The following is a 17,762-nucleotide window of genomic DNA, read 5'->3' as shown; positions in this document are numbered from 1 at the left end:
ACATGGGTTTTCGCCTGTCGAAGATCTACACCCGCACCGGCGACAAGGGCGAGACCGGCCTGGGCGACGGCCGCCGGGTGCCCAAGGATCATCCGCGGATCGAAGCCATTGGCGAGGTCGATAGCCTCAATAGCCAGTTGGGGTTGCTGCTGGCGGGGTTGGCCGAGCATGGGCTGGATGAAGTGTTCGAGGTTCTGGCGCCATGCCAGCACCGCCTGTTCGACCTCGGTGGCGAGCTGGCGATGCCCAGTTACCAGGCACTCAATGCCACGGAAGTGGAACGCCTGGAAGCGGCGATCGATCGCTGGAACGAGGAGCTGGGGCCGCTGGAGAATTTCATCCTGCCCAGTGGATCGGCATTGATCGCCCAGGCCCATGTCTGCCGCAGCCTGGCGCGCAGTGCCGAGCGGCGCTGCCAGCAGTTGAACAGTGTCGAGCCATTGGCCGGGGTGGGTCTGGCGTATATCAACCGGTTGTCGGATCTACTGTTTGTGGCGGCGCGCCTGATCGGGCGACGCCAGGGGGTGGCCGAGGTGCTGTGGCAGGCTGCCTCCAAACCTTGAGGGCCTCATCGCAGGCTTCGCCAGCTCCTACAGGTCCGGTGTTGTTCATCAAACCTGTGGGAGCCGACGCAGCCGGCGATTGTCGACTCAGAGTTCCGGCCAGAATGCCCGGATCCCCGCCACACCCTGGGCCCCGTGCTGCCAGGCCTTCTCGCGTTCAGCAGCGCCCACACCGCCCAGCAGGTAGACAGGCTTGCTGAAGCCTTCGATCAAACGTTGCGCCTGCTCCCAGCCCAACGGCACGGCCTCGGGATGGGTCTGGGTCGCCTGCACCGGCGACAGGGTGACGAAATCCACGCCCATCTGCTCGGCCAGGGCCAGTTCCTCGGCATTGTGGCAGGACGCCGCCAGCCAGCGCGCCGTCGGGAACGGACGTCCCTTGCTCGCATACTTGCGCAGTTGCTCGGAGGTCAGGTGCCAGCCCGCCGCCGGAAAATCACCCAGCCATTCCAGCGGCCCCTTGAGCATCAGTTGCGCTTTGCCCGCGCACAGCCCCACCGCATCCACCGCCACGTCGCGGTACTTGGGGTCGTACATGTTCGGGGCGCGCAGCTGGATCAGCTTGATCCCGCCGGCAATGGCCTTCTGCATGCCACGCAGCAGGTGGGGGGTGTCCAGGCCGTCCGGGGTGATCAGGTATTCACCCGGCAAGCGGGCAGCGGCCACGATCGGCCGGTTGGCTTCGGGGAACTCGTACTGCGGCAGGTCCCGCGCCGTGACCCACTCCAGCGGCTGGCCCTCGGCGCCATGGGGGTCGCCGGCAAAACCGCTGACTTCCCAGACATCGAGCAGCACCTGCTTGTCGGGGTAGTCATGCTTGACGGTGATCAACGGCCGCGCGGCGGTCACGACGATCCCCAGCTCTTCGTTCAGCTCGCGGGACAAGGCGACCTGTACCGCTTCGCCCTCCTCGACCTTGCCGCCGGGAAACTCCCACAGGCCACCCTGGTGCTGGGTATCGGCACGACGGGCAATCAGGATGCGACCATCAGCTGCGCGAATGACCGCAGCGGCTACATGAATACGTTTCACCCTTCACGCTCCGCAAGACCTGCCTTTTGCCAGGCCTGGAAAGCCGGCCACTGGTAGATCGTCTCGATGTAGGCAGCCGCTTCGACAGGCACCTCTACCCGGTAGGTGCGCAGGCGCACGGCGACAGGGGCGAAGAAGGCGTCCGCCAGGCTTGGCGTGCCAAACAGGAAAGGACCGGTCTCCTTGGAGGCCAGGCGGCATTCGGCCCACAGGGCGACGATGCGGTCGATATCGACCTGTACGTCCAGGGGCATGTTTTCCAGCGCCTGGTCACGGGACAGATCGAACGGCATGTTGCCACGCAAGGCAAAGAAACCGCTGTGCATCTGTGCACAGGCCGAACGCGCCTGGGCGCGGGCAGCGATGTCGGTTGGCCAGAGATTGGCCTCGGGATGGCGCTCGTTGAGGTACTCGGCGATGGCCAGGGAGTCGGCGATGACGCCGTGCTCGCACTTGAGCAGCGGCACCTTGCCGGTTGGCGAATGTTCGAGAATACGTGCGCGGGTGTCGGGCTGGTTGAGTTTGATCAGGGTTTCGTCATAGCGGGCACCGGCCAGTTCGAGGGCCAGGGCGCCGCGTAGCGACCAGGAGGAGTACAGCTTGTCGCCGATGATCAGGTGGTAACTCATGGTTCGGCTCCAGAACGTGTGAAAAAAAGATCCTTCTGTCCTTGTCGCAGGCTTCGCCAGCTCCCACAGATCATGCCCCAGACGGGGTCACTGTGGGAGCCGGCGAAGCCTGCGATCAGCCGCACAGCGGCTGCAAGGGAATCACGTACGGTATTCGGCGTTGATCTTCACGTACTCGTGGGACAGGTCGGTGGTCCAGATGGTTTCGCTGCACTGGCCACGGCCCAGCTCGATACGGATGGTGATCTCTTCCTGGGCCATCACTGCTGCGCCCTGGGCTTCGGTGTAGGTAGCGCTGCGTCCGCCCTTGCTGGCGATGCACACGTCACCCAGGTACACGTCGATCAGGCTGACATCCAGCTCCGGCACGCCAGCACGACCAACGGCTGCCAGGATCCGGCCCCAGTTCGGGTCGGAGGCGAACAGCGCAGTCTTGATCAGCGGCGAGTGGGCCACGGCGTAGCCGACGTCCAGGCATTCCTGGTGGTTGCCGCCGCCGTTGACTTCAACGGTGACGAACTTGGTCGCACCCTCGCCATCACGGACGATGGCCTGGGCCACTTCCATGCACACTTCGAAGACCGCCTTTTTCAAGGCTTCGAACAGCGGGCCGCGCGCCTCGGTGACCTCCGCGACAGCCGCCTTGCCGGTGGCGATCAGCATGCAGCAGTCGTTGGTCGAGGTGTCGCCGTCGATGGTGATGCGGTTGAACGACTTGTTGGCGCCGTCGAGCATCAGGTCCTTGAGCACTGCGGGGGCGACTTTGGCGTCGGTGGCGATATAGCCGAGCATGGTGGCCATGTTCGGACGGATCATGCCCGCGCCCTTGCTGATGCCGGTGACGGTGATGGTCACGCCTTCGTGCTGGAACTGACGGCTGGCACCCTTGGGCAGGGTGTCGGTGGTCATGATGCCGGTGGCGGCCGCAGCCCAGTTGTTTTCCGACAGGTCGTCCAGGGCCGCCTGCAGGGCGCCTTCGATCTTCTCGACCGGCAGCGGCTCACCGATCACGCCGGTGGAGAATGGCAGCACGGCGCTGGCCTCGACGCCAGTCAGTTCGGCGAGCTTGGCGCAGGTGCGCTCGGCAGCGGCCAGGCCCGGGGCGCCGGTGCCGGCGTTGGCATTGCCGGTGTTGGTCAACAGGTACCGCACGGTGCCCTGCACGCGCTGCTTGGCCAGGATCACCGGCGCTGCGCAGAAGGCATTGAGGGTGAACACGCCAGCAACGCTGGAGCCTTCGGCACAGCGCATCACTACCACGTCCTTGCGCCCCGGGCGCTTGATGCCCGCAGAGGCGATGCCGAGTTCGAAACCTGGAACCGGGTGCAACGTTGGCAAAGGACCAAGACCAACAGCCATGAAAGCGCTCCTAGATAAACAGCCTGTATAGGGGGTGATGAAGTGCAAGGCCGCTCCCACTGTAATCACTGTGGGAGCGGCCTTGTGCCGCGATGGGCCGCCAGGCGGCCCCTGTGTTTACTGCCGTAACGACTGACCGTTACTCGATCTGCCCGTGGCAGTGCTTGAACTTCTTGCCCGAACCACACCAGCATGGCTCGTTGCGGCCCAGCTTCTGTTCGTTGCGTACCGGCGCTGCCGCCACGGCGACGTCGGCGCCCTCTTCCTGCAGCTGGCTGCCATCAAGGCCAGGGGCCTCGGCGTGCTGGAACTGCATGCGCTGGGCCAGGGCTTCGGCTTCCTGGCGCAGGCGGGCTTCTTCTTCAGCCGGATCTTCGCGGCGAACCTGGACGTGCGAGAGCACGCGAATGGTGTCGCGCTTGATCGAATCGAGCAGTTCCTGGAACAGGTTGAACGACTCGCGCTTGTACTCCTGTTTCGGGTTCTTCTGGGCGTAGCCGCGCAGATGGATACCGTGACGCAGGTGGTCCATGGTCGACAGGTGGTCTTTCCACAGGTCATCCAGCACGCGCAGCAGGATCTGCTTCTCGAAGGTGCGCAGGGCTTCGGCGCTGGCCTGCTCTTCCTTCTCGTGGTAGGCCGCCAGCAGCTCGGCCATGAGCTTCTCGCGCAGGGTTTCTTCGTACAGGTGGTCGTCTTCGTCGAGCCATTGCTGGATCGGCAGCTTGACCCCGAAATCGCTGGCCAGGGCCGCTTCCAGGCCCGCCACATCCCACTGCTCTGGCAGCGACTGTGGTGGGATGTGCTGGGAGACGGTGGCGTCGAGCACTTCCTGGCGGAAGTCGGCGATGGTGTCGCCAATGTTGTCGGCTGCCAGCAGGCTGTTACGCATGTGGTAGATGACTTTACGCTGCTCGTTGGCCACGTCGTCGAATTCGAGCAATTGCTTGCGGATGTCGAAGTTGCGACCTTCGACCTTGCGCTGGGCTTTCTCGATGGCGTTGGTGACCATGCGGTGCTCGATGGCCTCGCCGGACTGCATGCCCAGGGCCTTCATGAAGTTCTTCACCCGGTCGGAGGCGAAGATGCGCATCAGGCTGTCTTCCAGCGACAGGTAGAAACGGCTGGAACCCGGGTCGCCCTGACGACCGGCACGACCACGCAGCTGGTTGTCGATACGACGGGACTCGTGGCGCTCGGAGGCGATCACGTGCAGGCCACCCGACTCGATCACCTGCTGATGACGCTTCTGCCAGTCCGCCTTGATCAGGGCAATCTGCTCAGGGGTCGGGTTTTCCATGGCGGCGACTTCGACTTCCCAGTTGCCCCCCAGGAGGATGTCGGTACCACGACCTGCCATGTTGGTGGCGATGGTCAGCGCACCCGGGCGACCGGCCTGGGCGATGATCTCGGCTTCCTTCTCGTGGTACTTGGCGTTCAGGACCTTGTGATCGATGCCTTCCTTCTTGAGCAGGTTGGACATGTGCTCGGAGGTCTCGATGGTGGCGGTACCCACCAGCACCGGACGGCCCTGGGCCATGCTTTCCTTGATGTCGGCAATGATCGCCGCGTACTTCTCGTCGGCGGTCAGGTAGACCAGGTCGTTGAAGTCCTTGCGCGCCAAAGGCTTGTTCGGCGGGATGACCATAACGTTGAGGTTATAGATCTGGGCGAACTCGAAGGCCTCGGTGTCGGCGGTGCCGGTCATGCCGGACAGCTTGCTGTACAGGCGGAAATAGTTCTGGAAGGTGGTCGAGGCCAGGGTCTGGCTTTCGGCCTGGATGTTCAGGTTTTCCTTGGCCTCGATGGCCTGGTGCAGGCCTTCGGACAGGCGGCGGCCCGGCATGGTACGGCCGGTGTGCTCGTCGATCAGCAGGATCTGGCCGTCCTGGACGATGTACTCGACGTTGCGGTGGAACAGCTTGTGCGCGCGCAGGCCGGCGTAGACGTGGGTCAGCAGGCTCAGGTTATGCGCCGAGTAGAGGCTCTCGCCTTCGGCCAGCAGGCCGATCTGGGCGAGCATCTCTTCGATGAACTGGTGACCGGCTTCGTTGAGCTCGACCTGGCGGCTCTTCTCGTCGATCTTGAAGTGACCTTCCTGGGTGACTTCGCCTTCGACTTCCTCGATGTGCTGCTTGAGGCGCGGAATCAGCTTGTTGATCTCGATGTACAGCTTGGAACTGTCTTCGGCCTGGCCGGAGATGATCAGCGGGGTCCGCGCTTCGTCGATCAGGATGGAGTCGACTTCGTCGATCACGGCGAAATTCAGCTCGCGCTGGAATTTCTCTTCCAGGCTGAACGCCATGTTGTCGCGCAGGTAGTCGAAACCGAATTCGTTGTTGGTGCCGTAGGTGATATCGGCGGCATAGGCGGCACGCTTTTCTTCCGGCGGCTGGAATGGTGTGACGACACCGACGCTCAGGCCGAGGAACTCATACAGCGGACGCATCCAGTTGGCATCGCGGCGGGCCAGGTAGTCGTTCACCGTGACAACGTGCACGCCCTTGCCCGACAAGGCATTGAGGTACACGCCCAGGGTTGCGACCAAGGTCTTGCCTTCACCGGTACGCATTTCTGCGATAGTGCCTTCGTGCAAGGCCATGCCGCCGATCAACTGGACATCGAAGTGGCGCATGCCCATGACCCGCTTACCGGCCTCGCGCGCGACGGCGAAGGCCTCCGGCAGCATCTGGTCGAGGGTCTCGCCTTTGGCCAGGCGCTCTTTGAACTCTGCGGTCTTGGCGCGCAGCTGTTCGTCCGAGAGGGCCACCATCTTCTCTTCGAAGGCATTGACGGACTGCACCGCCTTGAGCAGGCGCTTCACCTCACGCTCGTTCTTGCTTCCAAAAAGTTTTTTTAACAAAGGCGCAAACATATCGGCAGGATCTTCCACACATAGGGATGGAGGGCGGCCCCGTGAGTCGCCCGTGCAGCCCTTATGGCCGCATGCGAACGAGCATTCTACCCGGAAACGGTGGTGAGGAAAGTGGCGGATTTCCACGATGCTGGCACAGCGCTTTGACGGGGCTTTTTTACAATAAGGGCTTTTTACGCAACTTCAACCCATACACAACATGAAGTTTTTCCGGTGAGCGGGCGCAAGGCGCGCCTCGGGGGATCTGATAAGATGGTCGTTCTGTAACTTCAGGTGTCCTCCCATGGCTTTTCGCCCCTTGCCGGCCCGCGCGCCCGCCGTACTGTTGCGCGAAGCCAGGCCGCTCAAAGCCCTGTTCAGCCAGGCCCAGCGCCTGGCGCAATTGCAAAAGCTGCTCGACAGCCAGTTGCAGCCGGCTGCGCGTGAGCATTGCCATATCGCCTCCTGGCGTGAAGGCACCCTGCTGCTGATCGTCACCGATGGTCACTGGGCCACCCGCCTGCGTTACCAGCAAAAACGCCTGCAGCGCCAGCTACAGACCCTGGAGGCGTTCGCCAACCTCACCCGGATCCTGTTCAAGGTACAGCCGCCGACCACCCAGAGCCGCGCTGCCGGGCACACCATCGACCTGTCCACGCGCGCCGCCGAAAGCATCCAGGCCACCGCCCAGGGCATCAGCGATCCGAAGCTGCGCGCTGCCCTGGAGCGCCTGGCCAGTCATGCGCGGGACAAGGATTCGGCCGATAGCTGAACACCACCCTGTAGCCTGACGGCAGTGGCTACAACCGGTAGTGACGCCCAATAAAAAAGGCCACCCGAAGGTGGCCTAAAAAAACTAAAGAAGAGAGTGTTCGTACTTACACTGCCGCAACCGGACGCATGTAAGAGATCGGTGCCGTACTGGCATCTTCGAAAGTCACCACTTCCCAGGCATCAGTTTCCTCGATCAGCTTGCGCAGCAGCTGGTTGTTCAGCGCATGTCCGGACTTGTAGCCCTTGAACTCGCCGATCAGGCTGTTGCCCAGCAGGTAGAGGTCGCCGATGGCGTCGAGGATCTTGTGCTTGACGAATTCGTCTTCGTAGCGAAGACCGTCTTCGTTGAGCACGCCGTCCTTGTCGACCACGATGGCGTTTTCCACACTACCGCCGAGTGCGAGGTTGTGCTTGCGCAGGTACTCGATGTCACTCATGAACCCGAAGGTGCGGGCGCGACTGACTTCCTTCACGAACGAGGTGCTGGAAAAGTCCACGCTGGCACTTTGAGTCCGATTACGGAACACCGGGTGATCGAAATCGATCTCGAAACTCACCTTGAACCCGTCGAACGGCAGGAAAGTGGCGCGCTTGTCGCCGTCTTCGACTGTCACTTCGCGCAGGATGCGGATGAACTTCTTGGCTGCGTCCTGTTCTTCCAGGCCGGCAGATTGAATCAGGAATACAAAGGGCCCTGCGCTGCCGTCCATGATCGGCACTTCGGACGCGGAGAGCTCGACGTAGGCGTTATCGATGCCCAGGCCAGCCATGGCCGAGAGCAGGTGCTCTACCGTGTCTACCTTGGTATCGCCATTGACCAGCGTTGTCGACATGGTCGTCTCGCCGACGTTGGCCGCGCGGGCGGGAATTTCCACCACGGGGTCGAGGTCGGCACGGCGAAATACGATGCCGGTATCCACAGGTGCAGGTTTGAGGGTCAGGTAAACCTTTTCCCCGGAGTGCAGGCCGACACCTGTGGCACGGATAATATTCTTCAGGGTGCGTTGTTTAATCATGGCATTGGCCGCTTCAGCGCAAATTGCGAACTGGTATCAACAAAGGCTGAGGATAATACCAGACCCGGCCTTTGCTGAACACCAATCACCCTTATACCCCTGATAAATTTCATCAATCGGCCTGACGACGCAGGAATGCCGGGATGTCCAGGTAGTCCAGATCGTCTTGCGGATTGAGTTTCGCAGCAGCGGCAGCACCGGCGTGAGCCTGGTTGCGCATCACGGTCGGACGCTCCAGGTCACGGTAGTTCACCGACGACTGCTCCTGGCGCACCGGCGCAGGCGCGGCGGTTTGCATGGCGGCGGTCTGCATGGTGTTGTCGATGACCTTCACCGGCTTCTCGATCTTCGCGCCCAGGCCCGTGGCAACCACGGTCACGTGCAGCTCGTCGCGCATGTCCGGATCGATAACGGTACCGACCTTGACCATGGCGTGATCGGAAGCGAAGGCTTCGATGATGCTACCGACGTCGGAGTATTCACCCAGCGACAGGTCAGGACCTGCGGTGATGTTGACCAGGATGCCGCGGGCGCCCTGCAGGTTGACGTCTTCGAGCAGCGGGTTGCGAATCGCCGCCTCGGTCGCTTCACGTGCACGGTTCGGACCACTGGCGCAGCCGGTACCCATCATCGCCATGCCCATCTCGCTCATCACGGTGCGCACGTCGGCGAAGTCGACGTTGATCATGCCCGGACGCTTGATGATGTCGGAAATACCGCGGACCGCACCGGCCAGTACGTCGTCGGCCTTGGCGAAGGCGGACAGCAGGCTTGCGTCCTTGCCCAGGATGGTCAGCAGCTTCTCGTTCGGGATGGTGATCAGCGAGTCGACGCTGTCGGCCAGGGCGCGGATGCCTTCATCGGCGATCTGCATGCGCTTGCGACCTTCGAACGGGAACGGACGGGTCACCACCGCAACGGTGAGGATGCCCAGCTCCTTCGCCACTTCGGCGATGATCGGCGCAGCACCGGTACCGGTACCGCCGCCCATGCCAGTGGTGATGAACACCATGTTGGTGCCCTGCAGTACTTCAGCGATGCGCTCGCGATCTTCCAGGGCGGCCTGACGACCGACTTCCGGATTGGCACCGGCACCCAGGCCCTTGGTCACGCCGGTACCCAGTTGCAGGATGGTACGCGCGCCGATGTTTTTCAGCGCCTGAGCATCAGTGTTGGCGCAGATGAACTCGACGCCTTCGATGTTGCTCTTGACCATGTGATTAACGGCGTTGCCACCGCCGCCACCGACGCCGATCACTTTAATGACCGGACTTTGCGGGACGTTGTCTACGAGCTCGAACATTTTCCCTCTCCTTTCAGTTCTCTAGTTTTCGCGCCTACTACTACTGCTTTGAAACTTTAAAAGTTGCCCTGGACCCAGCGTTTGAGACGTTCAAACGCTGGCGCCTTCGGTTCATCGCCATAGCTGTTGCTGCTGTTACCGGTCAGGGACACGCCGTCGGACTGCTTTTGCAGGCCATAGGTCAGCAGGCCCACACCGGTGGAATAAATCGGGTTGCGCACGACGTCGCTCAAACCCCGAACGCTATGCGGCACGCCCAGGCGTACCGGCATGTGGAAAATCTCTTCGGCCAGCTCTACCGCACCTTCCATCTTCGAGGTGCCGCCGGTCAGGACGATGCCCGCAGGCACCAGGTCCTCGTAGCCGCTACGGCGCAGCTCGGCCTGGATCAGGGTGAACAGCTCGTCATAGCGCGGCTCGACCACTTCGGCCAGGGCCTGGCGCGACAGTTCGCGTGGCGGACGGTCGCCGACGCTCGGCACCTTGATGGTTTCGCCGGCACTGGCCAGCTTGGCCAGGGCACAGGCGTAACGGATCTTGATCTCTTCGGCGTACTGGGTCGGAGTACGCAGGGCCATGGCGATGTCGTTGGTCACCTGATCGCCGGCAATCGGGATCACGGCGGTGTGGCGGATCGCGCCTTCGGTGAAGATGGCGATGTCGGTGGTGCCACCACCGATGTCCACCAGGCACACGCCCAGTTCTTTTTCATCGTCGGTCAGCACCGAGTAGGCCGAAGCCAGCTGCTCGAGGATGATGTCGTCTATTTCCAGGCCGCAGCGACGCACGCACTTCTCGATGTTCTGCGCAGCGTTGACGGCGCAGGTCACCACGTGGACCTTGGCTTCCAGGCGCACGCCCGACATGCCCAGTGGCTCGCGCACGCCTTCCTGGTTGTCGATCACGTAGTCCTGCGGCAGGGTGTGCAGCACCCGCTGGTCAGCCGGAATGGCGACCGCCTGGGCGGCGTCGAGGACGCGCTCCAGGTCCGCCGAACTCACTTCACGGTCGCGGATGGCGACGATGCCGTGGGAGTTCAGGCTGCGGATGTGATTGCCGGCCACGCCAACGAAAGCCGAGTGAATCCGGCAACCGGCCATCAGCTGGGCTTCTTCCACCGCCCGCTGGATCGACTGCACGGTCGATTCGATATTGACCACCACGCCCTTCTTCAGCCCGCGCGATGGATGGGTGCCGATACCGACGATTTCCAGGGTACCGTCGGCCGCGACTTCGCCTACCAGCGCCACTACCTTGGAGGTGCCGATATCCAGCCCGACGATCATTTTGCCGCTATGCGCATTTGCCATGGTCCTGCCTCTCTCTAATTCTTCGCAACGGCGGGTTGGGCCGTCGTCGGTGCATTCGGTTCCCGCCAGCCAACGGCCAGGCCATTGGCGTAACGCAGATCGATGCGGGCGATGTTCGTGATCTGTTCTTTGAGTGTCTTGTCGTAAATGGCAATGAAGCGGCGCATCTTTTCCACCAGATGATCACGTCCCAGCAGCAATTCGATGCCCGCTCCGGCGCTGCCGGCGCCAGTGGTCAGGAACCAGCTGCCACGCTCGCGCAACTCCAGCCGTGCAATCGAAAAGCCCATTGGCCGCAACATCTGGCTCAGTACCTGATATTGCTGCATCACTTGTTGCTGCGCCCGCTGCGGCCCGAACAGCTGCGGCAGGTGCTCGTAGTTGGCCAGTTCGCGCGGAGTGAAGGCCTGGCCCTGGTTATTGAGCAAGGCTTCTTCGCCCCAACGCGCCACCGGCAACTGTTCTTCCAGGCGGATCACCACTTCGTCCGGCCACACCCGGCGTACCTCGGCGTGGGCGATCCAGGGCATCTGCTCCAGCTCTGCACGCATGCTGGCCAGATCGACGGTGAAGAAGCTGGCCGCCACATAAGGGGCGATTCGCTGCTGCACCGCCTGTTGGCTGATGTAGCTGAGGTCGCCCTGCACGGCGATCTTGGTGATCGGCCGGTCGGCGTAGGGCATCAGGCGTTGTGCACCTTCATAGGCGCCAAAGCCTGCGGCCACCAGCAATACCGGCCAGAGCAGTCGCTTGAAAATACTGAAGTTGGCCTTGGGCAGGCGCGCCGACAGTGGCTCCTTGGCCACCATCCGGCTGGCACCACGCGGCACCGGCTTGCTACGGCCGGTGGCGGGTTGCTGATGACGTAACATCGCGCCTTGCATGGGCTTAACCTCGCGACTCTACGCTGGCTGCCAGGATCGCCAGCACCAGTTGCTGGAAATCAAGGCCGGCCGCGCGCGCCGCCATAGGCACCAGGCTGTGATCCGTCATGCCTGGTGCGGTGTTGACTTCGAGCAGCCAGAAACGTCCCTGCTCATCCTGCATCACGTCCAGCCGTCCCCAGCCAGCGATGCCGATGGCGTCGCAGGCGCGGGCGGTCAGGTCGATCAGCTCTTGCTCCTTCGCCTCGTCCAGGCCGCACGGAATGCGGTACTGGGTATCGTTGGCGATGTACTTGGCGTCGTAGTCGTAGAAGGTGTGCGGAGTGCCCAGCGCGATTGGCGGCAGGACCTGACCACGCAGCACAGCAACAGTGAACTCCGGACCCTTGATCCATTGTTCGACCAACACTTGCGAATCGTAGGTGGCGGCGTCTTTCCAGGCGGCGATCAATTCGTCGACACCGTTCACTTTCGCCATACCGATACTGGAGCCTTCATGGGCCGGTTTGACGATCAAAGGGAAGCCCAGTTCCGCACCTGCAGAAATACAGTCGGCTTCGCTGGTAAGCACGGCGTGACGCGGGGTCGGAATACCCAGGCTGTGCCAGACCTGCTTGGTGCGCAGTTTGTCCATGGCCAGCGCCGACGCGAGGATGCCACTGCCGGTGTAAGGGATGCCCAGGCATTCGAGCAGGCCCTGCATGCTGCCGTCTTCACCGCCACGGCCGTGGAGGATGATGAAGGCACGGTCGATCTTCTCGCTTTGCAGGCGGTCGAGCAGGTCATCACCCACATCGATGCCGACCACGTCGACGCCAGCGCCGCGCAGCGCTTCGATCACCGCGGCACCGGACTTCAGCGAAACCGGACGCTCGGCGCTCTTGCCGCCATAGAGCACGGCGACTCGACCGAAGTCTTCCACGGCGAGGGTCGAATGCAGCTTGGCGTATTGGTTATCAGTCATTTCGACTTCCCCTGACTGGCAACGGCACCAGCGAACAACGGACTCTTGAGTAATTGCGGGGCCAGGCCGCCGATGTCACCGGCACCCTGGCACAGCAGGATGTCGCCAGAGCGCAGCAGCGGCTTGACCAGCGGCGCCAGCTCGATGCCGCGCTCGATATAGATCGGGTCGAGCTGGCCACGCTGACGAATGCTGTGGCACAGCTGGCGGCTGTCGGCACCGGGAATCGGCTCTTCGCCGGCCGGGTAGACCTCCATCAGCAGCAGGACGTTGGCGTCGGCCAGGACCTGGACGAAATCGTCGTACAGGTCGCGGGTGCGGCTGTAGCGGTGCGGCTGGTAGACCATCACCAGGCGGCGCTCCGGCCAGCCGCCGCGCACGGCCTTGATGACTGCGGCCACTTCGGTCGGGTGATGACCGTAGTCGTCGACCAGCATCACGCTGCCGCCGTCCACCGGCAGTTCGCCGTAGACCTGGAAGCGTCGCCCTACCCCCTGGAAGCCCGACAGGCCCTGGACGATGGCTTCGTCACTGATGCCTTCGTCGCTGGCAATGGCGATGGTCGCCAGGGCATTGAGCACGTTGTGGTTGCCCGGCATGTTGACCGACACATCCAGCGGCTCGCGGTCGCGGCGCAGCACGGTGAAGTGGGTCTGCATGCCCGACTGGCGGACATTGATCGCGCGCACGTCGGCTTCTTCGCTGAAACCGTAGGTAACCGCCGGACGCTTGACCTGCGGCAGGATCTCGCGCACCACCGGGTCGTCCAGGCACATCACCGCCAGCCCGTAGAACGGCAGGTTGTGCAGGAACTCGACGAAGGTTTTCTTCAACTTGTTGAAGTCGCCTTCGTAGGTCGCCATGTGGTCGGCGTCGATGTTGGTCACCACGGCCACCAGCGGCTGCAGGTGCAGGAAGCTGGCATCGCTTTCATCGGCTTCGGCGATCAGGTAGCGGCTGGTGCCGAGCTGGGCATTGGTACCGGCTGCATTGAGGCGGCCACCGATGACGAAGGTCGGGTCCAGGCCACCGGCGGCGAACACCGAGGCCAGCAGGCTGGTGGTGGTGGTCTTGCCGTGGGTACCGGCGACGGCGATACCGTGGCGGTAGCGCATCAGCTCGGCGAGCATTTCTGCACGCGGCACCACCGGAATGCGCCGCTCAAGGGCGGTGGCCACTTCCGGGTTGGCGGTGTTGATCGCACTGGAGACCACCAGTACATCGGCACTGGCGGCGTTCTCGGCACGGTGACCGATGAAGATCTCGGCACCGAAGGATTCCAGGCGCTCGGTGACCGGCGACGTCTTGAGGTCGGAGCCCGACACCTGGTAGCCCAGGTTCAGCAACACCTCGGCGATTCCGCACATGCCCACGCCGCCGATACCGACGAAATGGATGCGGCGGATGCGGCGCATTTCCGGTTGCGGCATGGCTTTCTGGCTTTCAACCATGGGCCACCTCCAGACAGATATCGACCACGGTGCGGGTGGCCGCAGGTTTTGCCAGGCGCCGGGCAGTGGCGGCCATGGTGGTGAGTTTTTCCGGTTGCATCAGCACCTCGTTCAGGCGTTCAGCGAGTTCCGCTGCGCCGGTTGTCGCTTGTGGCATCAGGAAGGCAGCGCCTTCGCGGGCCAGATAATGGGCGTTGTGGGTCTGGTGATCGTCGATGGCATGGGGCAAAGGCACCAGCATCGATGGCAAGCCGGCCGCAGCCAGCTCACTGACGGTCAAGGCGCCGGCGCGGCAGACCACCAGATCGGCCCAGCCATAGGCTTGGGCCATGTCCTTGATAAACGGCTCTACCTGAGCCTCGACGCCAGCCTCGCGATAGCGCTGGGCGGTAATCTGGTCGTGCTGCTTGCCGGCCTGGTGGAATACCTGCGGACGAATGTCCTCAGGCACCCGGGCCAGGGCCTGGGGCAGCAATTTGTTCAGAGGTTCCGCGCCCAGGCTTCCGCCGAGCACCAGCAAGCGAGGCCGACGCGCACCCAGGGGCTCGCGCGGGGCGTCCATGAACAGCTCGCTGCGCACCGGGTTGCCGGTGGTACGCAGCTTGTCCGAAGCACTGAACGTGCCGGGGAAAGCTTCGCAGACTCGGCCGGCCAAGGGCACCAGCAGCCGATTGGCGGTACCGGCACGGGCATTTTGCTCGTGCACCACCACTGGCACACCGCACAGCCTGGCGGCAACACCGCCCGGACCTGTCACGTAGCCGCCGAAACCGACCACGCACACCGGCTTGAGCTGACGCATGATGCGCCGCGCCTGGAGCACGGCCTTGACCAGGGTGAACGGCGCCTTGAGCAGCGACAGCTTGCCCTTGCCGCGCAGGCCGGTGACATTGATCAAGTGCAGTTGCAAACCTGCCTGGGGTACCAGCTCGTTCTCGATGCCACGCGGGGTGCCCAGCCAGTGCACGGTGTAACCGCGTGCCTGGAACTCACGGGCACAGGCCAGCGCCGGGAACACGTGGCCCCCGGTGCCGCCTGCCATGATCAGTACGTTCTTGCCGTTAGCGGCCATGATGCGGCTCCTCGGCAAAATCGCTCTCGTTGAATTCATGCTCTTCGCTGCCCAGGTGGGTGCGACTCTCCCACTCGATCCGCAGCAACAGCCCGACACAGGCGCAGCAGATCACCAGGGAGCTGCCACCGTAGCTGAGGAACGGCAGGGTCAGGCCCTTGGTCGGCAGCAGGCCGACGTTCACGCCGATGTTGATCAGGAACTGACCGATCCACAGGAACGCCAGGCCGAAGGCCATGTAGGCGGCAAAGAACTGTTTGGCTTTCTCGGCCCACAGGCCGATGTACAGCGCGCGCACGGTGACGAACACGAACAGCGCCACAGTCGCCAGCGAGCCGACCACGCCCAGCTCCTCGGCCAGTACCGAGAAGACGAAGTCGGTGTGCGCCTCAGGCAGGTAGAACTGCTTCTGCACGCTGTTGCCCAGGCCCACGCCCAGCCACTCGCCACGACCGAAGGCGATCAAGGCCTGGGTCAGCTGGTAGCCGGAGCCGAACTGGTCGGACCAGGGGTCGGTAAAGGTAACGAGCCGCGCCATCCGGTACGGCTGGGCCTGCACCAGGACGAACACCGCGCCCACCGCCAGCAGCACCATCAGACTGAAACGGAACAGCCCCACCCCGCCGAGGAACAGCATTGCCGCCGCCGCGCCCATCATTACCACGGTGGCGCCGAAGTCCGGCTCCATCAGCAACAGGCCGGCCATGGGCAGCAGTACGATGAACGGCTTGAAGAAGCCCATCCAGCTTTCGCGTACTTCCTTCTGGCGGCGCACCAGGTAGCCAGCCAGGTAAATGACCACGAAGACCTTGGCGATTTCCGAGGGCTGCACGTTGAAGAAACTGAATCCGATCCAACGCATCGAACCGTTCACTTCGCGACCAATGCCCGGCACCAGTACCAGCACCAGCAGGCCGAAGGCGCCGACCAGCATGGTGAAGCCCATCTTCTGCCAGGTAGCGATCGGGACCAGCATGGTGACGATGCACGCCCCCACACCGATGAGGACGTACACCAGGTGGCGGAACATGTGATACAGCGGGTTGCCCGATTGCGCCGCGGCCACTTCCGAGGAGGCCGAGGTGATCATCACCAGGCCAAGCCCCAGCAGCGCCAGGCAACCGGCGAGCATGGCGAAATCGAGGTCGATGCCACGTCCGCTGACCAGCGGAGACGGATAGGGCTTGATGATGCCGAAGATCATGCCAGCCCTCCCACGGCCTGGGCGAACAGGCGCCCACGCTCTTCAAAATTCTTGAACATGTCGAGGCTGGCGCAGGCCGGCGACAACAGCACGGCATCGCCCGGCAGGGCCTGGGCAGCAGCGTGCTCCACCGCTTCGTCGAGGGTCTTGACCCGGATCAGTGGCACGCTGTCGCCAAATACTTGTGCCAGGCGCTCGGCGTCACGCCCCAGCAGCACCACGGCGCGGCAATGGTTGGCGACCGGTGCACGCAGGGCAGAGAAATCGGCACCCTTGCCATCACCACCGGCAATCAGCACCAGCTTGCCGTCGATATCGGCACCCAGGCCTTCGATGGCGGCCAGGGCGGCACCGACGTTGGTGGCCTTGGAGTCGTCGTAATAGTTCACGCCGTTGCGTTCGCGCACCCACTGGCAACGGTGGGCAAGGCCGGCGAAGGTGCGCAGGCTCGACAGCATGGCCTCCATCGGCAGGCCGACAGCATGGCCCAGCGCCAGCGCCGCCAGGGCGTTGGACTGGTTATGGGCGCCGCGGATCTTCAGCTCGCGGACTGGCATCAGGTTCTGGAACTCGAATGCCAGGTACTTCTCGCCGTTTTCTTCACGCAGGCCGAAGGCCTTGAAATCCGGGGTATTCAAACCGAAGGTCCAGCAGGGTTGCCCCTCGGCCAGCAACGGACGGCTCAAGGCATCCTGGCGGTTGACCACCACCTGGCGCGCACCGCGGAAGATCCGGTGCTTGGCCAGATGATAGGCCGGCAGGCCGCTGTAGCGGTCCATGTGGTCTTCACTGACATTGAGGACGGTGGCCACTTCAGCATTGAGCTGGTCGGTGGTTTCCAGCTGGAAGCTGGACAGCTCCATCACGTACAGCTCAACGTCATCGCTGAGCAGATCCAGCGCCGGGGTACCGAGATTGCCGCCCACGGCCACGCGCTTGCCGGCCGCAGCGGCCATCTCGCCGACCAGGGTGGTCACGGTGCTCTTGGCGTTGGAGCCGCTGATGGCAATGATCGGCGCCTTGGCGTTACGGGCGAACAGTTCGATGTCCCCCGACAGCTTCACGCCGCGAGCTGCGGCCTGCTGCAGCGCCGGGGTAGCCAGGGCCAGGCCGGGGCTGACATAGAGCTCGTCGGCGCGGCAGAGAAATTCCACGTCCAGTTCGCCACAGCGCACTTCCACCTGCGGGTATTCGCGGCGCAGGGTTTCCAGCTCCGGCGGGTTCTCGCGGGTGTCGGCGACCGCAAAGGCAACGCCCCGGCTCGCCAGGAAGCGAACCAGGGACATGCCGCTCTTGCCGAGGCCGACAACGATGCGGAAGTGGTCAGTAGCGATCAGGGACACGCGT

The 17,762-nt window shown here is 63.3% G+C and carries 15 protein-coding genes; 2 read left to right on the top strand and 13 right to left on the bottom strand.

What is annotated here, in order from left to right:
* Positions 1-2: 2 nt before the first annotated feature.
* Entirely contained in the window at positions 3-563 is a 561-nt protein-coding gene (locus ACIQUS_RS13125; RefSeq protein WP_403047765.1) for a cob(I)yrinic acid a,c-diamide adenosyltransferase, read from the top strand.
* Between the two features lie 87 nt (positions 564-650).
* On the opposite strand, the gene ACIQUS_RS13120 is transcribed toward ACIQUS_RS13125, so the two are convergent.
* The 4 genes from ACIQUS_RS13120 to secA all read right to left on the bottom strand — a co-directional run bounded on the left by ACIQUS_RS13120 (position 651) and on the right by secA (position 6,458).
* Positions 651-1,595, bottom strand: a complete 945-nt coding sequence (locus tag ACIQUS_RS13120; RefSeq protein WP_403047581.1) for a Nudix family hydrolase — start codon at positions 1,593-1,595, stop codon at positions 651-653.
* The gene (locus tag ACIQUS_RS13115; RefSeq protein WP_403047580.1) at positions 1,592-2,224 is read right to left on the bottom strand and encodes a glutathione S-transferase family protein; all 633 of its coding nucleotides are present in this window, start codon (positions 2,222-2,224) and stop codon (positions 1,592-1,594) included. The genes ACIQUS_RS13120 and ACIQUS_RS13115 overlap by 4 nt, the downstream gene beginning before the upstream one ends.
* A 141-nt stretch (positions 2,225-2,365) precedes the next feature.
* On the bottom strand, positions 2,366-3,583 hold the full coding sequence (gene argJ / locus ACIQUS_RS13110) for a bifunctional glutamate N-acetyltransferase/amino-acid acetyltransferase ArgJ (RefSeq protein ID WP_403047578.1): 1,218 nt from the start codon (positions 3,581-3,583) through the stop codon (positions 2,366-2,368).
* A 139-nt stretch (positions 3,584-3,722) separates the two neighbouring features.
* Complete coding sequence (secA, locus tag ACIQUS_RS13105; RefSeq protein ID WP_403047576.1) at positions 3,723-6,458, bottom strand: preprotein translocase subunit SecA; 2,736 nt, start codon at positions 6,456-6,458, stop codon at positions 3,723-3,725.
* 283 nt (positions 6,459-6,741) lie between these two features.
* Between secA and ACIQUS_RS13100 the strand changes: the two genes are divergently transcribed.
* Entirely contained in the window at positions 6,742-7,209 is a 468-nt protein-coding gene (locus ACIQUS_RS13100) for a DUF721 domain-containing protein (RefSeq protein WP_403047574.1), read from the top strand.
* Between the two features lie 106 nt (positions 7,210-7,315).
* Here the strand turns inward: ACIQUS_RS13100 and lpxC are convergent, their stop codons facing one another.
* The 9 genes from lpxC to murD all read right to left on the bottom strand — a co-directional run bounded on the left by lpxC (position 7,316) and on the right by murD (position 17,758).
* Positions 7,316-8,227: a UDP-3-O-acyl-N-acetylglucosamine deacetylase gene (lpxC, locus tag ACIQUS_RS13095; RefSeq protein ID WP_028943297.1), complete on the bottom strand. Its 912-nt coding sequence runs from the start codon at positions 8,225-8,227 to the stop codon at positions 7,316-7,318.
* Positions 8,228-8,339: 112 nt separating this feature from the next.
* Positions 8,340-9,530: a cell division protein FtsZ gene (gene ftsZ / locus ACIQUS_RS13090; RefSeq protein WP_045183523.1), complete on the bottom strand. Its 1,191-nt coding sequence runs from the start codon at positions 9,528-9,530 to the stop codon at positions 8,340-8,342.
* 56 nt (positions 9,531-9,586) lie between these two features.
* Complete coding sequence (gene ftsA / locus ACIQUS_RS13085) at positions 9,587-10,840, bottom strand: cell division protein FtsA (protein ID WP_403047572.1); 1,254 nt, start codon at positions 10,838-10,840, stop codon at positions 9,587-9,589.
* A gap of 14 nt (positions 10,841-10,854) precedes the next feature.
* Positions 10,855-11,724 (bottom strand): cell division protein FtsQ/DivIB, encoded by an 870-nt coding sequence (locus tag ACIQUS_RS13080; protein WP_403047571.1) that lies wholly within the window; start codon positions 11,722-11,724, stop codon positions 10,855-10,857.
* Positions 11,725-11,728: 4 nt separating this feature from the next.
* Positions 11,729-12,688, bottom strand: coding sequence for a D-alanine--D-alanine ligase (locus ACIQUS_RS13075; protein ID WP_403047570.1), 960 nt, complete (start codon positions 12,686-12,688; stop codon positions 11,729-11,731).
* Positions 12,685-14,139 (bottom strand): UDP-N-acetylmuramate--L-alanine ligase, encoded by a 1,455-nt coding sequence (gene murC / locus ACIQUS_RS13070; RefSeq protein WP_403047569.1) that lies wholly within the window; start codon positions 14,137-14,139, stop codon positions 12,685-12,687. Before murC ends, ACIQUS_RS13075 begins: the two co-directional genes overlap by 4 nt.
* Positions 14,132-15,211: an undecaprenyldiphospho-muramoylpentapeptide beta-N-acetylglucosaminyltransferase gene (murG, locus tag ACIQUS_RS13065; RefSeq protein WP_403047567.1), complete on the bottom strand. Its 1,080-nt coding sequence runs from the start codon at positions 15,209-15,211 to the stop codon at positions 14,132-14,134. The genes murC and murG overlap by 8 nt, the downstream gene beginning before the upstream one ends.
* Entirely contained in the window at positions 15,201-16,415 is a 1,215-nt protein-coding gene (ftsW, locus tag ACIQUS_RS13060) for a putative lipid II flippase FtsW (protein ID WP_403047566.1), read from the bottom strand. Before ftsW ends, murG begins: the two co-directional genes overlap by 11 nt.
* Complete coding sequence (gene murD, locus ACIQUS_RS13055) at positions 16,412-17,758, bottom strand: UDP-N-acetylmuramoyl-L-alanine--D-glutamate ligase (RefSeq protein WP_403047564.1); 1,347 nt, start codon at positions 17,756-17,758, stop codon at positions 16,412-16,414. The genes ftsW and murD overlap by 4 nt, the downstream gene beginning before the upstream one ends.
* Positions 17,759-17,762: the final 4 nt, after the last annotated feature.

Source organism: Pseudomonas sp. NPDC090755 (genome assembly GCF_044769005.1).
Taxonomy (GTDB): Bacteria; Pseudomonadota; Gammaproteobacteria; order Pseudomonadales; family Pseudomonadaceae; genus Aquipseudomonas.
This window is presented reverse-complemented; position numbering and strand designations above follow the sequence as displayed.

Coding starts and splice junctions, on each gene's coding strand:
- ACIQUS_RS13125 (WP_403047765.1), top strand. CDS start 3: ATGGGTTTTCGCCTGTCGAAGATCTACACCCGCACCGGCGACAAGGGC.
- ACIQUS_RS13115 (WP_403047580.1), bottom strand. CDS start 2,224: ATGAGTTACCACCTGATCATCGGCGACAAGCTGTACTCCTCCTGGTCG.
- argJ (WP_403047578.1), bottom strand. CDS start 3,583: ATGGCTGTTGGTCTTGGTCCTTTGCCAACGTTGCACCCGGTTCCAGGT.
- secA (WP_403047576.1), bottom strand. CDS start 6,458: ATGTTTGCGCCTTTGTTAAAAAAACTTTTTGGAAGCAAGAACGAGCGT.
- ACIQUS_RS13100 (WP_403047574.1), top strand. CDS start 6,742: ATGGCTTTTCGCCCCTTGCCGGCCCGCGCGCCCGCCGTACTGTTGCGC.
- lpxC (WP_028943297.1), bottom strand. CDS start 8,227: ATGATTAAACAACGCACCCTGAAGAATATTATCCGTGCCACAGGTGTC.
- ftsZ (WP_045183523.1), bottom strand. CDS start 9,530: ATGTTCGAGCTCGTAGACAACGTCCCGCAAAGTCCGGTCATTAAAGTG.
- ftsA (WP_403047572.1), bottom strand. CDS start 10,840: ATGGCAAATGCGCATAGCGGCAAAATGATCGTCGGGCTGGATATCGGC.
- ACIQUS_RS13080 (WP_403047571.1), bottom strand. CDS start 11,724: ATGCAAGGCGCGATGTTACGTCATCAGCAACCCGCCACCGGCCGTAGC.
- ACIQUS_RS13075 (WP_403047570.1), bottom strand. CDS start 12,688: ATGACTGATAACCAATACGCCAAGCTGCATTCGACCCTCGCCGTGGAA.
- murC (WP_403047569.1), bottom strand. CDS start 14,139: ATGGTTGAAAGCCAGAAAGCCATGCCGCAACCGGAAATGCGCCGCATC.
- murG (WP_403047567.1), bottom strand. CDS start 15,211: ATGGCCGCTAACGGCAAGAACGTACTGATCATGGCAGGCGGCACCGGG.
- ftsW (WP_403047566.1), bottom strand. CDS start 16,415: ATGATCTTCGGCATCATCAAGCCCTATCCGTCTCCGCTGGTCAGCGGA.